The organism is Mesorhizobium sp. ANAO-SY3R2 (assembly GCF_042466635.1).
GTDB lineage: Bacteria > Pseudomonadota > Alphaproteobacteria > Rhizobiales > Rhizobiaceae > Aminobacter.
The window spans coordinates 1,444,856-1,463,657 of sequence record NZ_CP159955.1 but is presented as its reverse complement, the minus strand read 5'-3'; the positions used below and the strand labels follow the sequence as shown (position 1 = coordinate 1,463,657).

19 protein-coding genes are annotated in these 18,802 nt (G+C 64.1%); 5 read left to right on the top strand and 14 right to left on the bottom strand.

All coding sequences use genetic code 11. The annotated features are described in order from the left end of the window. Positions 1 to 35: 35 nt before the first annotated feature. Positions 36 to 1,547, top strand: a complete 1,512-nt coding sequence (locus ABSY17_RS11800) for a sensor histidine kinase (RefSeq protein WP_378950570.1) — start codon at positions 36 to 38, stop codon at positions 1,545 to 1,547. A 10-nt stretch (positions 1,548 to 1,557) separates the two neighbouring features. Here the strand turns inward: ABSY17_RS11800 and ABSY17_RS11795 are convergent, their stop codons facing one another. Then, complete coding sequence (locus ABSY17_RS11795) at positions 1,558 to 2,553, bottom strand: nicotinate-nucleotide--dimethylbenzimidazole phosphoribosyltransferase (protein WP_378950568.1); 996 nt, start codon at positions 2,551 to 2,553, stop codon at positions 1,558 to 1,560. A 202-nt stretch (positions 2,554 to 2,755) separates the two neighbouring features. On the opposite strand from ABSY17_RS11795, the gene ABSY17_RS11790 reads away from it, so the two are divergent. Together ABSY17_RS11790 and ABSY17_RS11785 are read left to right on the top strand one after the other, a co-directional pair. Next, entirely contained in the window at positions 2,756 to 2,986 is a 231-nt protein-coding gene (locus ABSY17_RS11790; protein WP_378950565.1) for a DUF1289 domain-containing protein, read from the top strand. A 14-nt stretch (positions 2,987 to 3,000) separates the two neighbouring features. Continuing rightward, the gene (locus tag ABSY17_RS11785; RefSeq protein ID WP_378950562.1) at positions 3,001 to 3,702 is read left to right on the top strand and encodes a TIGR02281 family clan AA aspartic protease; all 702 of its coding nucleotides are present in this window, start codon (positions 3,001 to 3,003) and stop codon (positions 3,700 to 3,702) included. On the opposite strand, the gene dusA is transcribed toward ABSY17_RS11785, so the two are convergent. The 6 genes from dusA to ABSY17_RS11755 form a co-directional block, all read right to left on the bottom strand. Beyond that, complete coding sequence (gene dusA, locus ABSY17_RS11780) at positions 3,699 to 4,703, bottom strand: tRNA dihydrouridine(20/20a) synthase DusA (protein ID WP_378952616.1); 1,005 nt, start codon at positions 4,701 to 4,703, stop codon at positions 3,699 to 3,701. The genes ABSY17_RS11785 and dusA overlap by 4 nt on opposite strands. A gap of 146 nt (positions 4,704 to 4,849) precedes the next feature. After that, entirely contained in the window at positions 4,850 to 5,272 is a 423-nt protein-coding gene (locus ABSY17_RS11775) for a YbaN family protein (RefSeq protein ID WP_378950559.1), read from the bottom strand. Between the two features lie 77 nt (positions 5,273 to 5,349). Next, on the bottom strand, positions 5,350 to 6,492 hold the full coding sequence (locus tag ABSY17_RS11770) for an L-lactate dehydrogenase (protein ID WP_378950556.1): 1,143 nt from the start codon (positions 6,490 to 6,492) through the stop codon (positions 5,350 to 5,352). Between the two features lie 152 nt (positions 6,493 to 6,644). Continuing rightward, the gene (locus ABSY17_RS11765) at positions 6,645 to 7,442 is read right to left on the bottom strand and encodes an FAD binding domain-containing protein (RefSeq protein ID WP_378950553.1); all 798 of its coding nucleotides are present in this window, start codon (positions 7,440 to 7,442) and stop codon (positions 6,645 to 6,647) included. A 115-nt stretch (positions 7,443 to 7,557) separates the two neighbouring features. Continuing rightward, positions 7,558 to 9,909 (bottom strand): xanthine dehydrogenase family protein molybdopterin-binding subunit, encoded by a 2,352-nt coding sequence (locus tag ABSY17_RS11760; RefSeq protein ID WP_378950550.1) that lies wholly within the window; start codon positions 9,907 to 9,909, stop codon positions 7,558 to 7,560. 108 nt (positions 9,910 to 10,017) lie between these two features. After that, the gene (locus ABSY17_RS11755) at positions 10,018 to 10,518 is read right to left on the bottom strand and encodes a (2Fe-2S)-binding protein (RefSeq protein WP_378950547.1); all 501 of its coding nucleotides are present in this window, start codon (positions 10,516 to 10,518) and stop codon (positions 10,018 to 10,020) included. 221 nt (positions 10,519 to 10,739) lie between these two features. Here ABSY17_RS11755 and ABSY17_RS11750 point away from each other — a divergent pair, with 221 nt between their 5' ends. After that, positions 10,740 to 10,970, top strand: coding sequence for a hypothetical protein (locus ABSY17_RS11750; RefSeq protein WP_378950544.1), 231 nt, complete (start codon positions 10,740 to 10,742; stop codon positions 10,968 to 10,970). A gap of 12 nt (positions 10,971 to 10,982) precedes the next feature. Here ABSY17_RS11750 and ABSY17_RS11745 read toward each other — a convergent pair whose 3' ends face one another. The 4 genes from ABSY17_RS11745 to ABSY17_RS11730 all read right to left on the bottom strand — a co-directional run bounded on the left by ABSY17_RS11745 (position 10,983) and on the right by ABSY17_RS11730 (position 15,158). Further along, the gene (locus tag ABSY17_RS11745; RefSeq protein ID WP_378950541.1) at positions 10,983 to 11,474 is read right to left on the bottom strand and encodes a MaoC family dehydratase; all 492 of its coding nucleotides are present in this window, start codon (positions 11,472 to 11,474) and stop codon (positions 10,983 to 10,985) included. A gap of 81 nt (positions 11,475 to 11,555) precedes the next feature. Further along, positions 11,556 to 13,064, bottom strand: coding sequence for a helicase HerA domain-containing protein (locus ABSY17_RS11740; RefSeq protein ID WP_378950538.1), 1,509 nt, complete (start codon positions 13,062 to 13,064; stop codon positions 11,556 to 11,558). 141 nt (positions 13,065 to 13,205) lie between these two features. Further along, complete coding sequence (locus tag ABSY17_RS11735) at positions 13,206 to 14,513, bottom strand: DUF445 domain-containing protein (protein ID WP_378950535.1); 1,308 nt, start codon at positions 14,511 to 14,513, stop codon at positions 13,206 to 13,208. A gap of 72 nt (positions 14,514 to 14,585) precedes the next feature. Beyond that, positions 14,586 to 15,158 carry a GNAT family N-acetyltransferase gene (locus ABSY17_RS11730; protein WP_378950532.1) on the bottom strand — a complete coding sequence of 191 codons (573 nt, stop codon included), beginning with the start codon at positions 15,156 to 15,158 and terminating at the stop codon, positions 14,586 to 14,588. Positions 15,159 to 15,382: 224 nt separating this feature from the next. Between ABSY17_RS11730 and rirA the strand changes: the two genes are divergently transcribed. Then, positions 15,383 to 15,844: an iron-responsive transcriptional regulator RirA gene (rirA, locus tag ABSY17_RS11725; RefSeq protein ID WP_378950530.1), complete on the top strand. Its 462-nt coding sequence runs from the start codon at positions 15,383 to 15,385 to the stop codon at positions 15,842 to 15,844. Positions 15,845 to 15,947: 103 nt separating this feature from the next. On the opposite strand, the gene ABSY17_RS11720 is transcribed toward rirA, so the two are convergent. From ABSY17_RS11720 to ABSY17_RS11710, 3 genes are read right to left on the bottom strand one after another with little or no spacing between them, the layout of a single operon-like run. Then, a complete protein-coding gene (locus ABSY17_RS11720; protein WP_378950527.1) occupies positions 15,948 to 16,739 on the bottom strand; it encodes a heme ABC transporter ATP-binding protein in 792 nt (263 codons plus the stop codon). Between the two features lie 31 nt (positions 16,740 to 16,770). Beyond that, positions 16,771 to 17,865 carry a FecCD family ABC transporter permease gene (locus tag ABSY17_RS11715; RefSeq protein WP_378950524.1) on the bottom strand — a complete coding sequence of 365 codons (1,095 nt, stop codon included), beginning with the start codon at positions 17,863 to 17,865 and terminating at the stop codon, positions 16,771 to 16,773. Between the two features lie 25 nt (positions 17,866 to 17,890). Then, positions 17,891 to 18,790, bottom strand: coding sequence for a hemin ABC transporter substrate-binding protein (locus ABSY17_RS11710; RefSeq protein WP_378950521.1), 900 nt, complete (start codon positions 18,788 to 18,790; stop codon positions 17,891 to 17,893). Positions 18,791 to 18,802 lie beyond the last annotated feature (12 nt).

The window sequence follows — 18,802 nt, the reverse complement described above, 5'->3', positions numbered from 1 at the left end:
ACAAGACAAGTGCGCGCGAATCTCGAAACATAGAAATGCCGTTGCAACGCTCGAACACGGCGGACAAGATAATTGTGGACCGCAGGAAACGCCATCGCAACAGCGATGTGGCGCGTGCTGTGCGCAAGACCCGTGATCGCCTGGCGCAACAGCCGGGCGGAATTTCGTTCGATCGCGAACTGCTGAAGCTCCACGCCGGCTCCATTGTAACGAACTCGGCCACCATCCCGCTACTGGTCGTGATCTTCGCCGGCATTGGCATTTTGCTCGGCGCCGACGAGGCCATCCTGGCCTGGGCGCTCTTTACCGTGCTGGGCTATGTCGGCCTCGCCGTCCTCGCGCGCCGGGTCGCCGGGGCGGAGCCTCCCGACATGACGCCAGCGGCCATGCGCCGCAATTTCCTGGTCGGCCACTTCGTCACGGGCCTAGCCTGGGCATATCTTGCCGCAATGTCCTGCACCGGCTGTGAAGCGGGCCAACTCGCGATCACCAAAGCGGTTCTACTGCTCGTGGCAATGGCCGCTACAGCCATCGTCGCTTCGTCGCTGCGGGGCTTGCTGGTCACAACCTTCGCCGTGCCAGTCGCGACCTATACGGCATACGGTGCCGATCTCGGCCAGCCGGTCGGCATCATGTTGGTGGTGCTGCTGGCCGCCGCCCTGCCCTTCTTCGAGTATGTGGCGCGGTTCAAGAACCGCTCATCGCTGATGCTGATGTCATTTCGTTCGGAAATGGATGCGCTCATCGTCGAGCTGGAGACGGCCAAATCCATGTCCGACGAGGCGCGTCGTCGCGCCGAAGACGCCAATCTGGCCAAATCGCGCTTTCTGGCGACCATGAGCCATGAGTTGCGCACGCCGCTGAATGCCATTCTCGGCTTCTCCGAAGTGATGGCCGGTGAGGTGCTGGGCCCTCTCAATAGCCCGACCTATCGCGAATATGCCCGCGACATCCACGATTCCGGTCAGCACCTGCTCGATCTCATCAACGAGATCCTCGACCTGTCGCGCATCGAAGCCGGCCGCTACCAGCTCAACGAGGAACCGCAGGCTCTGCTGTCGATCGTCGAGGACTGCTGCCACATGATGGAGCTGAAGGCGCGCAACAAGGATCTGCGTATCGTCCAGGATTTCGAGCCGTCGCTTCCGCACCTGCTCGGCGACGAGCGCGCCATCCGCCAGGTCACGCTCAATCTCCTGTCCAACGCCATCAAGTTCTCGCCCACCGGAGGCGAAATCCGCGTGCGCGTGGGCTGGACCGCCGGTGGCGGGCAATACATCTCCGTCAAGGACAATGGGCCAGGCATTCCGCCCGAAGAGATACCCGTCGTCCTGTCGGCCTTCGGCCAGGGTGCGATCGCCATCAAGAGCGCCGAACAGGGCACCGGTCTCGGCCTGCCCATCGTGCAGGGCCTGCTTGCGCTGCACGGCGGCGAATTCGAACTGCGTTCGAAGCTGCGCGAAGGCACCGAGGCCCTCGCCATTTTCCCGTCAGTGCGCGTCCTCGACGGCCTGCCGACGCCGAAGGTGGCGGTCGGCAGCCGTTAGCGGCGCAAGGTTAGCGGACAGCTTCGGCCATGCCCGAACTGATCTGCGCTGCCGTCTTGACCAGGCCTGCGGCAAGCCCGGCCCCCACTGCTTCGCCATGACCGACGCCGAGGTCGAATAGCGGCCGCGCGCCAAGCCTTTCGAGAAGGCGAGCGTGGCCCGGCTCGTTCGAGATATGCGAGAACATGCAATGCTCGAGCGAGGTCTTGTCCATCGCATAGAGCACCGCGGCTGCCGCGCTGGTGGCGAAGCCGTCGAGCAGCACCGGGATCTTTTCCATTCGCGCAGCGAGGATCGCGCCGGCAATCGCGGCGAACTCGCGCCCACCGACGCGACGGAGCGCCTCGAGCGGATCCTTGATATGCGGCCCATGCAGCGCCAGCGCGCGGTCGACGACATCTGCCTTGCGCGCCTGCATCGCCGCATCCGCGCCGGAGCCCGGCCCGACCCAATCAGCCCCATTGCCGCCGAACAGCGCTGCACACAGGGCCGCCGCGACCGTGGTGTTGGCGACACCGAGATCTCCGATGCAGAACAGGTCGCTGCCGCCGGCAATGGCCTCCATGCCGAAGGCCATGGTTGCAGCACAGCCGCGCTCGTCGAGTGCCGGTTCGACGGTGATGTCGGCAGTCGGCAGATGCAGAGCGAGATCGAAGACCTTGAGCCCGAGGTCGCTGGCTACGCAGATCTGGTTGATCGCCGCCCCACCGGCAGCACAAAGCTCGACACGCTGTGCCGTCGCCTCCATGGAGCGCGGCGATACGCCACGGGCGGCGACACCATGGTTGCCGGCAAAGATCGCCACCAGCGGCTTGAGCACCTGCGGCGGCGCGCGCCCGGTCCAGCGCGCCAGCCAGGCGGCAATGTCCTCGATCCGCCCGAGCGAGCCCTGCGGCTTGTCGGCCTTGGCAAAGAGCGACCATACCTTGCCGGCCTGCGCCACATTCCCTTCGGGCAGGTGGGCGAAGAGGTTGCGGAAATCATCAAAGGGTTGAGCGCTGGTCATGGAAGTGGAGCCTGCCGTTCGAATTCGATGGCTGGGGCATAGCCCCCTCGCCGCACGAAGACAATCGCATGATGACGGTCAAGGTGACGCTGCCGAGGCCATGGCGTCGCGGGAAAGCGCTTGCAATGACGCGCGGGCTACATCATCTGTGATCCGCACAGGGTATACATCGACGGAATGCATGCCCGCCATGGACCACTTGATGACCAAGATAGAAACGCCCTGCATCCTGGTGTGCTCTCTAGATGACCGCACCGGTTATTGTTTCGGCTGTGGACGCACGCGCGACGAAGTCTGGGCCTGGTCCAAGATGACGCCCGAAACGCGCCGCGCCGTCATGGCCGAGCTACCCGCGCGCCTTGAAACCGTCGAGCGCAAGCCCCGCCGCGAGACCCGTCGGACGCGCATGGCGCGTGAACGCAGCGCTGTCTGAGGGCCGTACCGGACATGAATCGCCTCTACTGGATTGTCATCGCGCTACTCGGCGGCGGACTGCTCCTGCTCCTGTTCAACCATTCTTCGGGCGAAACCTTCGGAATGGGCAACGACCAATTCGGCAGCCTGATCTATCTAGGCGCACTGGCCCTGGTCATCGGCGCAAGCGTCCTTGGCCGCCGCGTGCCATGGAGCGACAGCCTGCGTAGCATCGCAATGTGGCTGCTGATCGCCCTGGTGCTCGTCGCCGGCTATCAGTTTCGCTACGAATTGCAGGATGTCGCGAGCCGCGTCACCGCCGGATTGGTACCCGGCAGCCCGCTGTCGGCGATGGATAGCGACGGCCGCGCCACGGTCACGCTCGACAAATTGTCCAATGGCCATTTCGGAGCGCGCTTGTCGATCAACGGCGCAACGATCGACGCGATGGTCGACACCGGTGCCACGACAACGGTTCTTACCCTGGCAGACGCGCGCAAGGCTGGTTTCGACCTCGACCAGTTGAGCTTTACGATCCCGGTATCGACTGCCAACGGCATCGCTCACGCCGCCCGCGTCACCGCCGGCACTGTCGAACTCGGCGCCATCGAGCGCAAGAACCTGCCCATGCTCGTGGCCGACCAGGGGTTGCGGCAGAGCCTGCTGGGGATGAACTTCATCGGCTCACTGTCGGGCTTCGACGTCCGCGGCGACCGGATGATTCTCCGCGATTAGGCCGCTTCGCTGTCGCGGATGAGTTCGACCGCGGCAAAGGCGCTGCGCAGCACCTCCGACCCGGCGCCCGGCTTGTTGGCGTCGGTCGAGAGGATTTGTCGATAACGGCGCGCGCCGGCCAGACCGTGGAACAGCCCGACCATATGGCGCGTGACATGGCCGAGGCGACCGCCTGAAGCGATGTGACGATCGGCATAGTCGGCCATCGTATCGATGAGCGCAGCGAAATCGAACGCCTCGGCCACCTCGTCGCGCAGCAGCGCATCTGCACCAGCAAGGATCGCCGGGGTATGATAGGCGGCGCGGCCAAGCATGACACCATCGACATGGGCGAGATGGGCGCGTGCTTCAGCAAGCGTCTGGATACCGCCATTTATGCCAATGAATCGATTTGGATATCTCGCCTTGAGCCGATAGACGCGATCATAATCGAGCGGCGGGATTTCGCGGTTTTCCTTGGGGCTCAAGCCTTCCAGCCATGCCTTGCGGGCATGGACCCACAGCGCGTCAGTGCCGGCGACGAAAACCTGGTCGGCGAGCGCGTCGAGCGCCGGCTCCGGATCCTGGTGGTCGACGCCGATCCGGCACTTCACCGTCACCGGTATCGTGACTGCCCCTTTCATTGCCGCGACGCATTCGGCGACCAATTCGGGCGTCTTCATCAGGCAGGCACCAAAGGTTCCCGACTGCACCCGGTCGGAAGGGCAACCGACATTGAGATTGATCTCGTCGTAGCCGAAACCCTCACCAATCCGCGCGGCTTCGGCGAGCTTGGCAGGGTCGGAACCGCCAAGTTGCAACGCCACCGGATGTTCGCTAGCGTCGAAGCCAAGCAGCCGCTCGCGCACGCCATGAATCGCCGCATCCGCCACCACCATCTCGGTGTAGAGGAGGGAATCGCCACTCAGCTGCCGGTGAAAATAGCGGCAGTGACGGTCGGTCCAGTCCATCATGGGGGCTACGGCGAGAATTTTCACGCCGTCGTCGTAGAGCTTCGTCATGGTCATTTCGGTGTGCGTGGGTCTGCGGTGGCCTTCAGATAAGCCCGCTCCCTAGCACAACAAGCCCAGCGAGGCCAAATCGGGCCTGCAGCGAACTGCTATTGTCGTTATTCGCCAGAACGGCCTCCGTGATCGCCCGAGCGACGCTACTCACGTTCCGGCTTCGGCCTCGGATCCGGCCGCGTCGCCACGTAGACAGCGCCGGCACCGACGAAAATCGCCGCCGCGATCGCAAACAATGCCCCTGGCCTTCCGAGCAGGAACAGCCCGTAGCCGATCGACATGCCAGCATAGGCCGCCAGCTTGGCCTTGCGCGGAATGGCGCCTTCTTCACGCCAGTCGCGCAGCGTCGGGCCGAACCGACGATGATTGAGCAACCACGCCTCCACCCGCGGCGACGAACGGCTGAAGCACCACGCGGCTGCAATCAGAAAGATCGTGGTCGGCATCAGCGGCAGGAAGGCGCCGATTATGCCGAGAACGAGCATGACCATCCCCAGCAGCAGGTAGCCGGCCCTTTTGGTGCCAAGAGTTGCCATGCCGGCTACGCGGCGAACTTGCCGTTTCATTTAATTCAAACCGATGGCGGCCGGCCGGCGGGCGCAGGCATCGCCACCGGCACCTCCCCTGGATGGCACGTCCCCCCTCACCGCCGCGCGATGATGCGGCCATCGACGTCCTTGATGTCGCGCAGGCCGCAGAAGGCCATGGTGATGTCGAGCTCATTGCGGATGATGTCGAGGCACTTGGTTACCCCGGCCTCGCCACCGGCGCCGAGCCCGTAAAGGAACGCACGGCCGATGAACACGCCCTTGGCGCCCAGTGCAAGCGCCTTGATGACGTCTTGGCCGGAGCGGATACCGCCATCCATCAGCACCTCGATGCGGTCGCCGACGGCATCGACGATTTCAGGCAGCGCCGAGATCGAGGAGACGGCGCCGTCGAGCTGGCGACCGCCATGGTTGGAGACGATCAACGCATCCGCACCGCTCGCCGCCGCCTTTTCCGCATCCTCAGGATCGAGAATGCCCTTGAGGATCAGCTTGCCGCCCCATTGGTCCTTGATCCACTTGACGTCGTCCCAGCTCAAGGCCGGGTCGAACTGTTCCGACGTCCAGGACGACAGCGAGCGCAGGTCGGTGACGCCCTTGGCATGGCCGGCGATGTTGCGGAAGGTACGACGGCTGGTGCCCAGCATGTTGAAGCACCAGCGCGGCTTGGTCGCCAGGTTGATGATGTTGGGGATCGTCATCCGCGGCGGCGTCGACAGGCCGTTGATGATGTCCTTGTGGCGCTGGCCGAGGATCTGCAGGTCGAGCGTCAGCACCAGTGCCGAACAATTGGCTGCCTTGGCGCGGCGGATCAGGTTCAAGACAAACTCGCGGTCGCGCATCACATAGAGCTGGAACCAGAACGGCTTGCTGGTGTGCTCGGCCACGTCCTCGATCGAGCAGATGCTCATGGTCGAAAGCGTGAACGGTACACCCGCCTTCTCGGCGGCGCGCGCAGCAAGGATTTCGCCGTCCGAGTGCTGCATGCCCGTCAGGCCGGTCGGTGCCAGTGCTACCGGCATCGACACCTTCTGGCCGATGATAGTGGTTTCGAGCGTGCGGTTGCGCATGTCGACGGCGACGCGCTGGCGCAGCTTGATCGGAACGAAGTCGCTCTCGTTCTCGCGATAGGTGCTCTCGGTCCAGGCGCCGGAATCGCAATAGTCGTAGAACATGCGCGGCACGCGCCGCTTGGCGATTGCGCGAAGATCGGCGATCGAGGTTATCGGACGCGCCATTCCAATATGCTCCAGTTGCTCGGCTGCGCCCCCTCGACGCTCGCCGCATGTAAGCCGCCTGGGCCGCGGCTGCCAAGAGGCCGGGGCGACGCAGCTTCGTCAGAACGAGCAAGGGGCCCGAAGGCCCCTCACGATTCTTCGAGAGCAAGCGCTCAGGCGTTAGCCGCAGCCACTGCGCGCTTGGCCATGACCACCACGAGATTGGCGCGATATTCGGCGGAAGCGTGGATGTCGCTCATCAGATTGTTCGACGGCACCGAAATGCCCTCGAGCGCCGAGGCTTCGAACTTCTTGGCGAGTGCCGCCTCGATCTCCTTGGAGCGGAACACGCCGTCGTCGCCCGCGCCTGTGACAGCCGCGCGCACGCCGTCCTTGCCCTTGGTCACGAACACGCCGGTCATGGCGTAACGCGACGCGGGATTCGGGAACTTTGCGTAGCCGGCCTTGGCGGGTGCAGTGAAGGTGACGGCGGTGACGACTTCGTCATCCTTGAGCGTGGTTTCGAACAGGCCCTTGAAGAACTTGTCTGCCGCAATCTCCCGCTTGTTGGTGACGATGGTCGCCCCCAACGCCAGCATCGCCGAAGGGTAGTCGGCGGCCGGATCGTTGTTGGCGATGGAGCCGCCGATCGTGCCCTTGTGGCGCACGGCCGGGTCGCCGATATGGCTGGCCAAGGCGCACAGAGCCGGGCAAACCTTCTTGAGCTTTTCGTCGTTTGCGACTTCGAAATGCGTCGTCGTCGCCCCGATGGTGACGGTCTTGCCACTGACCTTGATGCCCCTGAGTTCGGCGATATGCGTCAGGTCGACCACGTCGGAAGGCGCGGCAAGCCGCGTCTTCATGGCCGGGATCAGCGTCATGCCGCCGGACATGAACTTGCCATCGCCCGACTTGACCTTCTTGACAGCGTCCGCGACCGAGGTGGCGCGATGATAGTTGACGGAATACATGTGTCTTTCTCCCTTCGGGGAAAGAAGCGAGTAGGGAATAGCGAATAGCGAGTAGTTCTGCTTCCGCTGTCAATTTCTTCCCTATTCGCTACTCCCTATTCCCTATTCGCTTCTCTCAGTGTTTCGTGCCGGCGCGCAGTGCCGCCCAGACCTTCTGCGGCGTCGCTGGCATGGTCAGGTCCTCGTGGCCGAGCGCATCGGTGATGGCGTTCATGACAGCCGGCGGCGAACCGATGGCACCCGCCTCCCCGCACCCCTTGATGCCGAGCGGATTGCCCGGGCACGGCGTGTTCGAGGTCGAGACCTGGAACGACGGCAGATCGTCGGCGCGCGGCATGGTGTAGTCCATGTAGCTCGCCGTCAGTAGCTGTCCCCCGGCGTCATAGACGGCCCCTTCGAGCAAGGCCTGGCCCACGCCCTGCGCGATACCACCGTGGACCTGCCCCTCGACGATCATCGGATTGATGATGTTGCCGAAGTCGTCGGCTGCCACGAACTGCACGATGTCGGTAGTGCCCGTCTCGGGATCGATCTCGACCTCGCAGATGTAGCAACCGGCCGGGAAGGTGAAGTTCGACGGGTCGTAGAACGCCGTCTCCTTGAGACCCGGCTCCATGCCCGCCGGCAGGTTGTGCGCGGTGTAGGCTGCGAGCGCGACCTGGAACCACGGCACGTTCTTGTCGGTACCGGCGACCTTGAGCGCGCCGTTCTCGATGACGATGTCGCCCTCGTCGGCCTCGAGCAGATGGGCAGCGATCTTCTTGGCCTTGGCCTCGACCTTGTCGAGAGCCTTGACGACGGCCGACATGCCGACCGCACCGGAGCGCGAGCCATAGGTGCCCATGCCCATCTGCACCTTGTCAGTGTCGCCATGAACGATCGACACGCTGTCGAGCGGCACGCCGAAGCGCTGGTTGACGAGCTGGGCGAAGGTCGTCTCGTGGCCCTGACCATGGCTATGCGAGCCGGTCAGCACCTCGATGGTGCCGACCGCGTTGACGCGGACTTCGGCCGACTCCCACAGGCCGACACCCGCTCCAAGACTGCCGACCGCAGCCGACGGCGCGATGCCGCAGGCCTCGATGTAGCAGCTCATGCCGATGCCGCGCAGCTTGCCATTCTTGGCCGCCGCCGCCTTGCGCTTGGCAAAGCCGGCATAGTCGGCCTGCTTCATCGCCGCATCGAGCGACGCGCCATAGTCGCCCGCGTCGTAGCACATGATGACGGGGGTCTGGTGCGGGAAGGAGGTGACGAAGTTGGTTCGCCTCAGTTCCGCAGGCGCCACGCCGAGCTCGCGCGCGGCGATCTCCATCGTGCGCTCCAAGACATAGGTCGCCTCAGGCCGCCCTGCCCCGCGATAGGCGTCGACCGGCGCGGTGTTGGTGTAGACGGCCCGAACATTGCCGTAGATCGCCGGGATATTGTACTGGCCCGACAGCAGCGTCGCGTAGAGATAGGTCGGCGTCGCCGATGAAAACAGCGACATGTAGGCGCCGAGATTGGCGATGGTGTCGACCTTCAATCCAACGATCTTGTTGTCCTTGTCGAAGCCCATCTCGACTGTCGTGTGATGGTCGCGGCCGTGAGCGTCGGTCAGGAAGCTCTCGGTACGGTCGGCCACCCACTTGACCGGCACGCCGGTCTTCTTGGAGGCCCACAGGCAGACGATCTCTTCGGGGTAGATGTAGATCTTGGAGCCGAAGCCGCCGCCGACGTCGGGGGCGATCACGCGCAGCTTGTTCTCTGGCGCGACATTGTAGAACGCGCTCATCACCAGCCGCGCCACATGCGGGTTCTGGGAGGTCGTCCAGCAAGTGTAGTGATCCTCGGCCTTATCGTAGTGGCCAAGGGCGGCGCGCGGTTCCATCGCATTTGGAACCAGCCGGTTGTTGACGATGTTGACGCGCGTGACGTGAGCGGCGGACTTCAGCGCCGCGTCGGTTGCGGCGGCGTCGCCGATACCCCAGTCGAAGATCAGGTTGCCGTCCGCCTCGGGATGGATCTGCGGCGCGCCTTTGCCGAGCGCCTCCACAGCGTCCGAAACCGACTTGCGCTCCTTGTAGGTGATCTCGACCGCCTCGGCAGCGTCGCGCGCCTGTCCCTTGGTCTCGGCGACCACGATGACGACGGCGTCGCCGACATAGCGCACACGGTCGACCGCCAGCGGCGACCAGGCGCCCATCTTCATCGGCGAACCGTCCTTGGAGTGGATCATCCAGCCGCAAATGAGGTTGCCGATGCCGTCGGCCTTGAGCTGCTTGCCGGTCAGCACGCCGATAACGCCGGGCATCGCCTCGGCCGCCTTGGTGTCGATCTTCTTGATGTCGGCGTGAGCGTGTGGGCTACGCACGAACGCCGCATGTTTCATGCCGGGCACGACCATGTCGTCGACATAGCGCCCCGCGCCGGTGATGAACCTCTTGTCTTCCTTGCGCGCAACGCGCGCGCCAATGCCTTCCATTCCCATTGCAGTTCCTCCCGAACCTCAAAAAGCGAATAGCGAGTAGCGAACAGGGGAGACAGCGTTTGCTTTCGGGAGAATTCCCTACTCGCTATTCGCTACTCCCTATTCGCTCTATGCAGCCCTCTTCGCCTTCCCCTTGGATGCCTTGGCCATCGTCTTGGATGCGGCGAGGATCGCCTTGACGATATTGTGGTAGCCGGTGCAGCGGCAGATGTTGCCTTCCAGTTCCGCGCGGACCGTCGCCTCATCAAGGCCTTCGGGATGGCGGCGGATCATGTCGGTGGCGGTCATGATCATACCCGGCGTGCAGAAGCCGCACTGCAGGCCATGGTGCTCCTTGAATGCGGCCTGGACGGGATGCAGGTCCGCGCCATCAGCGAGGCCCTCGATCGTGGTCACGGTGGAGCCGGAGGCCTGTGCCGCAAGCATCGTGCAGGATTTCACCGCCTTGCCGTCGACATGGACGACGCAGGCGCCGCATTGCGATGTGTCGCATCCGACATGCGTTCCGGTCAGGCCCAAATGCTCTCGCAGGAAATGAACAAGAAGCGTGCGGTCCTCCACCACGCCGCTGACCTTTCGGCCGTTCACGACCAAAGTAACTTCCGACATGAAACCTCCCACTGTTGCCGCGACCGGCCAGGCAGACCCCGCACCCGTCAGGTAAGCAAATCCTATCCCTGCAAATTGCGGCTGCAAGCACCTTTTTGGACCCAGACACGCATTGCGTGCAGGCCAGCGCAGAAATATCGCCTCAAGGAGGGCTTGCCTGACAAGCAACGACTTGGCCAAAGCTGACACGCCTGGTCTGGCCCCTGATGAATGCAAGTGGAATGGCTACGCAGATCATGCGCGAGTCCTACCTCACATTCATGGGAAGCCAGGGTCCAGGCCCGAACCTTGGCCAGTCTCACAATTGCCCCACCGGCGGCATATGCCCCTGTCGCCGGCGCACCGCGCTTTCCATTCACCTGATCCGCAGCGGAACTCAGGTCGGCGGTGGCGCTGTGAAAATCGACGACAGGATCACCGGCAGCGTCTACGGCACCGGCGAGCCGCAATAGCGGCTCGATGGCTCAAGCCATCGCCTTCTTGCGCCGCTCGTAGAGCATGACCAAGGTCTCGGCGACGAGTGCTGCCTTGGCCTCGCCTTCGATCTCGATGGTGTTTTCGGCCTTGAGCAGGTACTGGCCTGGGCCTTTGTCCTCCATCGACATCAGCACGGTGCGCATGCGGACCCGCGCCCCCACCTTGACCGGCGAGATGAAGCGGACCTTGTCGAGCCCATAGTTGAAGGCGGCCTGGGTGTTCAGCGGGATCACACCCATTTCCTGGATCAGCGCACCGACCAGCGACAGTGTCAGGAAGCCGTGGGCGATGGTGGTGCGGAAAGGGCTCTGCCGGCGCGCCCGCTCGGGATCGACGTGGATCCACTGGCGATCGCCGGTGCAATCGGCAAAGCCGTCGATGCGGCTCTGATCGACGAGCACCCAGTCGGAAACGCCGATCTCCTGGCCAACGCTCCCGCGCAATTCCTCATAGGTCTCAATCGGCTTTTCCAGGCTCATGTTCCCCACCCCCTGCCATGCCTATTGCTTGGGGATCATGAACTCCGGCAGCTTGTCAACCTTTGCGGGTAGCCACGCGTTCTATTCAGCCGCCTGACGGTCGGAAAGATCGTCGGTCCTGTCGGGATCGCCCAGCGCGGTTTCGCACCCCAGGTCCGGGAACGCCACCGAGCGCTTGCCATGGAAATCGGTTCGCACGACGACCAGCCCCTGCTCCTCGAAATAGGTCAGCAGACGCCGTGCCCGGCGCGCGGAATGGCTGCCGTAAGCCTGAGCGATCGCCGCGTCGGAGGGGCACGGGGCGCCCTTCACCGCCGCCTGCGCGACGATCAGGAACACCGCCTGAAGGTCTTCCGGCAGGCTTGCCGACAGGCCGAGCGCCTGCTGCCAGGTATCGCTCGACGCGGTCTCGTCGTCGACGCCCGCGCGGGCCACGGCATAGCGGCGCCGAAACGTCGACAGCGGCGGCGGTTCGCCCTGCATGCGCTTGATCCGGCAGCGCACCAGAAAGTCCTGGTAGAGCACCGCATCGGTGCGGAAGGCCGCATCGGGATCATCGACCATCTCGCGCACGATCGTATCGATCAGTGCCTCGCGTTCGGCCTCGTCGAACAGCGGGAAGATCGGTTCGGCGACCGGGGCCGATGCCTCGGCGCGCACCTGCGAAAGCTGGGCGATGATGTCGGCGGTCGGGGTCGGCGGCGGCGGAGCCGGGCGGCGTACCGTCTGGCGCGCCTCGATAGGTTCCGGCGCGAAGATCAGGTCGCGCGTATCGTCACTGGCATCGGGCAGTGGCATCAGCTTGGGGCTGACCGAGCGAGCCGACGTCTCGACCGGCCCGATGGCGACGGGAAGCGGGCGACGCGACATCGCCGGTCCAAGTGCCACGAAGTTACCGCGCGCCAGATCGCGGAACATCTCGGCCTGGCGCCGCTCCATGCCGAGCAGGTCGGCGGCGCGCGCCATGTCGATGTCGAGGAAGGTACGACCCATCAGGAAGTTGGAGGCTTCCGCCGCCACGTTCTTGGCGAGCTTGGCCAGACGCTGGGTGGCGATGACGCCGGCCAGCCCGCGCTTGCGGCCTCGGCACATCAGGTTGGTCATGGCGCTGAGCGAAATCTTGCGCGCCTCGTCCGAAACCTCGCCGGCAACGGCGGGTGCAAACAGCTGCGCTTCGTCGACAACGACCAGCACCGGGTACCAGAAGTCGCGTTCGGCATCGAACATGCCGTTGAGAAAGGCCGCTGCGCCGCGCATCTGCTGCTCGACGTCGAGGCCCTCGAGATTGAGGACGACGGAGACGCGGTGCTGGCGGATACGCCCGGCAATGCGGGTAAGCTCCGCCTCGGTGCGCTGGGCATCGACCACCACATGGCCAAAGCGGTCGGCCAGCGTGACGAAGTCGCCCTCCGGGTCGATCACGCATTGCTGCACCCACGGTGCGCTCTGCTCGAGGAGGCGGCGCAGCAGGTGCGACTTTCCCGAGCCCGAATTGCCTTGAACCAGCAAACGGGTCGCAAGAAGTTCCTCGAGATCAAGCTGGGCTTTCGTCCCGCCGGACGCAGCCCCCATCTCGATACCTACCTTCATCCTCTTCCTCGATTGATATCTTAGGGGTGATCGGCGTCCCTTAGCACCCAATGGCCGGCAATGCGCGGCCAGTATCGCGAAACCCACAGGAGAGCTGAAATCCGCCGCCCCGCCAGTGGCTTGGCATTACCTTGGGTGCCGTCAGTTCGTCAGAAACAGCAACTCGGCGGAATAGAGCGCCAGCCCCGCAAGGCCGCCGATCAGCATGCCGTTGAATCGGATGTATTGCAGGTCGCGACCAATGTTGAGCTCGATCAGCCGGGTCAGTTGGCCGAGGTCCCAGCCTTTCACCTGATCGGCGATGAAGCCCGACACACCGCTCTTCTGGCTCTCCACAAAGGACGCGAGCGCAAGGACAAAACCCTCGTTCATCTCGGCCCTGACCTCCGGCTCGCTCGCCAGATTCTGGCCGATCTCGATGAAAAGGCTGGTGAGGTGCTTGCGGGTCAGCGAGTCCTGCGAAGCGACATCCTGCTCGATGAAACCACGCATGCTCGCCCAGACATCACGCGCCAGCCCGCGCAACTCAGGCCGGGCAAGGAAATTGCGCTTCAGTTGTTCGGCGCGTTGCGCGTAGTCGGGCGAATGCCGCAGCCTGTCGACAAAGCCATGGACGAAAGTGTCGAATTCGCCACGCAACGGATGGTCGGGATCGGCCCTGACCTCATCGAGCAGCGTCGCCGCCGAGGCGACAATGCGCTTGAGCAGATAAGCGTCGGCGCGGAACAGGTTGAAAACCGAGGGCAGCTCGTCCCTGATCTTTTCGCGCAGCATGGCCTGCGCCTGCTCGTCCTTCAGGAAATTGCCGACGATCTTGATGAACTCGTCGAGCAGGCGCTGATGCCGGCGATCGTCGGTAAAGGCGGACAGCAGCTCCGCCGCCAGCGGCGCGGCATCGACCCTGCCCAAGCGTTCGATCATCCGGCGGGTGGCGAAATCGCGCAGGCCCGAGCCTTCGAGTGCCTGAAGCATCTGCGGCACGAGCCTGCCGACGAAGCGTGACAACCCCTCCGCTCGGCTTCGATCCGACAGCCAGTCGGCGACGAGGGCCGCGAAATCCACTTCCCTAAGCTTCTGCCGTACCGGCTCGGGCGCGAGGAAATTGGCCTCGATAAACAGGCCGAGATTATCGGCGATTCGGTTCTGGTTCGATGGGATGATCGCAGTATGCGGAATGGGCAGGCCGAGCGGCCGCTTGAACAGCGCAACAACCGCATACCAGTCGGCGAGGCCGCCGATGGTGGCAGCCTCGGCAAAGGCGGCAACGAAACCGAGCCAAGGCCAGCGTCCCTGCAGGGACTTAGCTGTCGCAAAGATAGTGACGCACAGGACAAGCGCTGCCGTGGCGATGAACTTGGTCCGCCGCAGCGCCGCCAGTTTTTGGGCGTCGGCAGCGCTTGGAACCCCAAGCATGGCAGCCGGCAACGCCTGTATGTGCGGTGAGGTCATAGAACGCCGTCCCTGTTGGTCACAGGGACTATATCGGCGTGCAGGCGCAGCGCTTCAATTCGAATTGTCCGCTCAAGCGGCGATGGACGCGGCGTTGCTCACTTGTCCAAATTCCCCCGCCCAGGGAAACCCGAAGTCGGGATCGGCCGCTCCATCCGCATCGAGCTCAATGATGCCGTTTGCCTCGCCATGCTCGAAGCTGAGCCTGGCGTTGAAACGCCGGGCGAGTGCTCTCATGGCGGCATTGTTGGCGTGGGTGGTCACCTGCAGGCGGGCGTAAGCGAGCCCCCTCGCCTGCGCGATGACGCGCCGGAATAGGCGGCCGCCGATTCCGCGATGCTGGAGTTCGCGTTCAACGCTGAAGGCGATCTCTGCGGTGGGCTCATCCTCCTCCGGACGTTCATGGAGTTCGGCCGCCCCCAGAACCTTGTCGCCCTCGACATAACCGATCACCGTTACCCCCTCATGGAAGCAACGCTCGGCATAGGCCCTGAGAAAATCATCGTCAGCCAGGCCATTGAAACGGTCGCGCCTGCTCTGCTCGTCCAGCCTTGTCAGATGTTCGGCGAAACGAGGCAAATCCGAAGGCCGCAACTGGCGTATCGTGCCTACCAAAGGCCGTCTGGCCGGAGTGATCTTTTGCATGTCGCAGTCCTCATGGGTTCCTCCCCAGAGTCTTCGACTCCCGACATCAGCAATATTGTGCAATGCAGCAAAATTTTCAACCGTCCAGCCCGATCACGAATGCAAGGCTGGGCTGCGTCTAGGGGACGACGGCCCCCCAGATTGTTGACAGTGCTTGTCTGGAATTGTTCTAAGGTATAGGCCATATAACAAGCCTGCCCGCGCCACAGCGAGGAATCACATCCATGCGCCTCACACGCCAGACCAACTACGCCATGCGTATCCTGATGTATTGCGCGGCCAATGAAGGGCGGCTGAGCCGAGTGCCCGAAATCGCCGCCGCCTACACGGTGTCGGAGTTGTTCCTGTTCAAGATCCTGCAGCCGCTGGTCGAGGCCAAGCTGGTCGAGACGGTGCGCGGTCGCAACGGCGGTGTTCGGCTGGCGAAGCCCGCCGACCAGATCTCGCTGTTCGACGTGGTGCGCGTGACCGAAGAGTCTTTTGCCATGGCCGAGTGCTTCGAGACCGATGCTGCCGAGTGCCCGCTGGTCGACAGCTGCGGGCTCAACTCGGCGCTGCGCGAGGCGCTGAACGCGTTTTTCGAGGTTCTTGCCCGCTATTCGATCGCTGACCTGGTTGCCGCGCGCCCCAACATGCGCGACCTGCTCGGGATTGAGCTGCCGGAGACCCGGGCGCTGGTCGGCTAGTGCATGACCCCGAAAATCGGAATCGATTTTCGGAAAGGATCATGCACAAACTCAAGGTGCTACAGCGTCCTTTGCGCGTCCTAGAGGACGCGCGGCGCTGTAGTCATACGGCCGCCGTCTGCGGCAGCACGAACGGCACATTGGCCGCCGGCAAAGCGCCGACTCGAAGCCGGCAGCCGAACACTTTTTCGATCAGATCATCGTTCAGGACTTCATCGGGCGCGCCGGTCGCGGCCAGCCTGCCCTGGTGCATGACGCAGATCTGGTCGGCATACATGGCGGCGAGGTTGAGGTCGTGCAGGATGGCGACCACCCCGCCGCCGCGCCGGGCGAAATCGCAAGCGATGTTCATGATGATCAGCTGATGCTTGATATCGAGGCTGGACACCGGCTCGTCGAGGAACAGGTAGCGCGGCTGCCCGTCCAGCACTGGCGTCCAGACTTGGCAGAGAACACGAGCTAGCTGCACCCGCTGCTGCTCACCGCCCGAAAGTTCCTGGTAGTAGCGCCCGGCAAAGCCTTCGAGATCGACGCGCGCCAGCGCCCGTTCGGGCAGCCGTTCGCCTTCTCGGGTGGGCGCGCCCGATCTGCCGCCGGTCACGCCGAGCTTGACGATTTCGCGGACCGTGAACGGAAAGGACAGCGCGGTCGCCTGCGGCAGCACGGCGCGCATGCCGGCGGCCTCCCATGGCTTGAGCGTTGCGATATCCCGACCATTCAGGGAGACGCTGCCGGTGTAAGGCAACTCGCCTGTCAGCGCCCTGAGGAAGGTGGTCTTGCCCGAGCCGTTGGGCCCGACGATCGCCGCCAACTCGCCGGGGCGCACCGTAAAATCAACGTCGCCAACGATACGCTTGCGGCCGATCGACACCGAAACCTGGCGCGCTTCGATCATTTTTTGCTCTCTCAATTCACATTGGCCATCGTCAAAGATCGACGACGCCACGTTTGCGCAGCAGGATCCAGAGGAAGAACGGGCCGCCTACGGCCGCCGTGACGATGCCGATCGGCAGTTCGGCGGGAGCGACGATGGTGCGGCTGACGGCATCAGCCAGCAGCAGCAGGCAGCCACCCAGCAGCGCCGAGGCGGGCAGCAGGTAGCGGTTGTCGGGACCGATCGCCAGCCGCAGCAGATGCGGCACGACGATACCGACGAAGCCGATGCCGCCGCTGACCGCCACCGATGCCCCAATCGCCGCCGAGACGGCAACGATCGCCACATATTTCAGCTTCTGCACCGGCACGCCGAGATGGTTGGCGGTCGCCTCTCCCAGGGCTAGTGCGTTGAGCCCCTTCGCCAGGAATGGCGTTGCCGCAAGCGCGAGCACGATGATCGGCCCGGCCGCAGCGATCTTCACCCAGGTTGCGCCAGCTAGCGATCCGAGCTGCCAGAAGGTCAGGTCGCGCAATTGCCGATCGTCGGCCATGTAGACCAGGATTCCGGTCAAGGCGACCGCCATGGCGCCAAGTGCTATGCCTGCCAGCAGCATGGTGGCAATCGACGTCCGGCCCTGTCGCGTCGCGACGTTGTAGAGAATGAGGGTCGTGACCAGGCCGCCGCCAAAGGCTGACAGCGGCAGCGCATAGCTGCCGAGCAGGCTGGTGAACGGAGCGAGGAAAGTCGCCCCAAGCACGATCACCGATACCGCTCCGAGCCCAGCACCTGCCGAGACACCGACCAGCCCCGGATCGGCCAAGGGATTGCGAAACAGCCCCTGCATCACCGCGCCAGAGACAGCAAGCGCCGCCCCGACGAGGATACCGAGAATGACCCGCGGCAGGCGGATATCGAAGACGATGATCGCGTCCCGTGCCGACAGCGCCTCGCTGCCCGGCATTGCCCCGAATAGCCACGCCCCAAGAAGCCCCAGCGCCGATGCGTCGGAGGCCCCCCAGGTCAGGCTGACGAGGGCGGCTGCAGCAAGCGCTACGGCCAGCACGCCAATCACCAGTATTGCGCGCGCGGAACGGTCGCCGGTAACTTCTCGACCGCGCTCTCGCGCACCGGCCAGGCCGGTCATCGCCTCTTCAACCACCTGTCAGGCCTCACTTCTTGACCGCGTCGCCGTAGAAGGCGCTGGCCAGTTCCTTGACGGCAGCGGCGGTACGGGGGCCGAAGCCGAGCAGATAGGCGCCATCCATGCGGATGACCCGCTTGGCTTGCGCCGCCGGAGTGGGGGCGATGGCTGGATGGGCGTAGAGGTCGGCGTCATCAATCGCCAACCCGCCTTCGCGATCCATCATCAATATGACGTCGGGGCGGGCGGTGATCGCCGCTTCATCGGTCAGTTGCTTGTAGCCGGAGTAGCCTTCGACGGCGTTGATGCCGCCGGCGAGCGCAATGATGCCATTGGCGGCGGTATCGCTTCCCGCGGCGAGGATCTTGCCGCCCTGCAGGCTCAGAATGAACAGTACCCGCTTGCGTTCGGCCGGCGGAATGGCGCTCGTCAGTGCTTCGGCGTCGGTCAACTGCTTGTCGACCTCAGTTGCAAGTGCGTCCGCCTTGGCGTCGGCACCGAGTGCCTTGCCGACGATATGGATCTTGTCGAGGATGCCCTTGTGGCTGAAGCCGTCGGGCACGGTGACGAAGGGAACGCTTGCCTTCTTGAGTACGTCGATTGCTTCCTTGGGCCCGCTGCCTTCAAGCGCGAGGATGCCGGATGGATTGACCGACAGAACGCCCTCCGGCGACAGCGCACGCATGTAACCGACGTCAGGGAGACTGAGCGCGGCCTCCGGGAAGACGCTGGTGGAATCGCGCGCGACCAGCTTGCCTTCTTCACCGAGCGCATAGACAATCTCGGTGATCGAACCGCCAACCGAAGCGATGCGCGACTGGTCCTGGAACTGGGTTTCGCCGCCCTCCGCGAAACCTGCGGGAGCGCTCGACAGGACGACCGCCAGGCTCAGTGCGGTGGCCCGCACCAGCTTGTGGGTAAAATGCATAGTCCCTCTCCT

Coding starts and splice junctions, on each gene's coding strand:
- ABSY17_RS11745 (WP_378950541.1), bottom strand. CDS start 11,474: ATGAGCCTGGAAAAGCCGATTGAGACCTATGAGGAATTGCGCGGGAGC.
- ABSY17_RS11730 (WP_378950532.1), bottom strand. CDS start 15,158: ATGCAAAAGATCACTCCGGCCAGACGGCCTTTGGTAGGCACGATACGC.
- ABSY17_RS11750 (WP_378950544.1), top strand. CDS start 10,740: ATGGCTACGCAGATCATGCGCGAGTCCTACCTCACATTCATGGGAAGC.
- ABSY17_RS11760 (WP_378950550.1), bottom strand. CDS start 9,909: ATGGGAATGGAAGGCATTGGCGCGCGCGTTGCGCGCAAGGAAGACAAG.
- ABSY17_RS11795 (WP_378950568.1), bottom strand. CDS start 2,553: ATGACCAGCGCTCAACCCTTTGATGATTTCCGCAACCTCTTCGCCCAC.
- ABSY17_RS11755 (WP_378950547.1), bottom strand. CDS start 10,518: ATGTCGGAAGTTACTTTGGTCGTGAACGGCCGAAAGGTCAGCGGCGTG.
- ABSY17_RS11710 (WP_378950521.1), bottom strand. CDS start 18,790: ATGCATTTTACCCACAAGCTGGTGCGGGCCACCGCACTGAGCCTGGCG.
- ABSY17_RS11715 (WP_378950524.1), bottom strand. CDS start 17,865: ATGACCGGCCTGGCCGGTGCGCGAGAGCGCGGTCGAGAAGTTACCGGC.
- ABSY17_RS11735 (WP_378950535.1), bottom strand. CDS start 14,513: ATGACCTCACCGCACATACAGGCGTTGCCGGCTGCCATGCTTGGGGTT.
- rirA (WP_378950530.1), top strand. CDS start 15,383: ATGCGCCTCACACGCCAGACCAACTACGCCATGCGTATCCTGATGTAT.
- ABSY17_RS11770 (WP_378950556.1), bottom strand. CDS start 6,492: ATGGCGCGTCCGATAACCTCGATCGCCGATCTTCGCGCAATCGCCAAG.
- dusA (WP_378952616.1), bottom strand. CDS start 4,703: ATGACGAAGCTCTACGACGACGGCGTGAAAATTCTCGCCGTAGCCCCC.
- ABSY17_RS11790 (WP_378950565.1), top strand. CDS start 2,756: ATGACCAAGATAGAAACGCCCTGCATCCTGGTGTGCTCTCTAGATGAC.
- ABSY17_RS11740 (WP_378950538.1), bottom strand. CDS start 13,064: ATGAAGGTAGGTATCGAGATGGGGGCTGCGTCCGGCGGGACGAAAGCC.
- ABSY17_RS11720 (WP_378950527.1), bottom strand. CDS start 16,739: ATGATCGAAGCGCGCCAGGTTTCGGTGTCGATCGGCCGCAAGCGTATC.
- ABSY17_RS11785 (WP_378950562.1), top strand. CDS start 3,001: ATGAATCGCCTCTACTGGATTGTCATCGCGCTACTCGGCGGCGGACTG.
- ABSY17_RS11775 (WP_378950559.1), bottom strand. CDS start 5,272: ATGAAACGGCAAGTTCGCCGCGTAGCCGGCATGGCAACTCTTGGCACC.
- ABSY17_RS11800 (WP_378950570.1), top strand. CDS start 36: ATGCCGTTGCAACGCTCGAACACGGCGGACAAGATAATTGTGGACCGC.
- ABSY17_RS11765 (WP_378950553.1), bottom strand. CDS start 7,442: ATGTATTCCGTCAACTATCATCGCGCCACCTCGGTCGCGGACGCTGTC.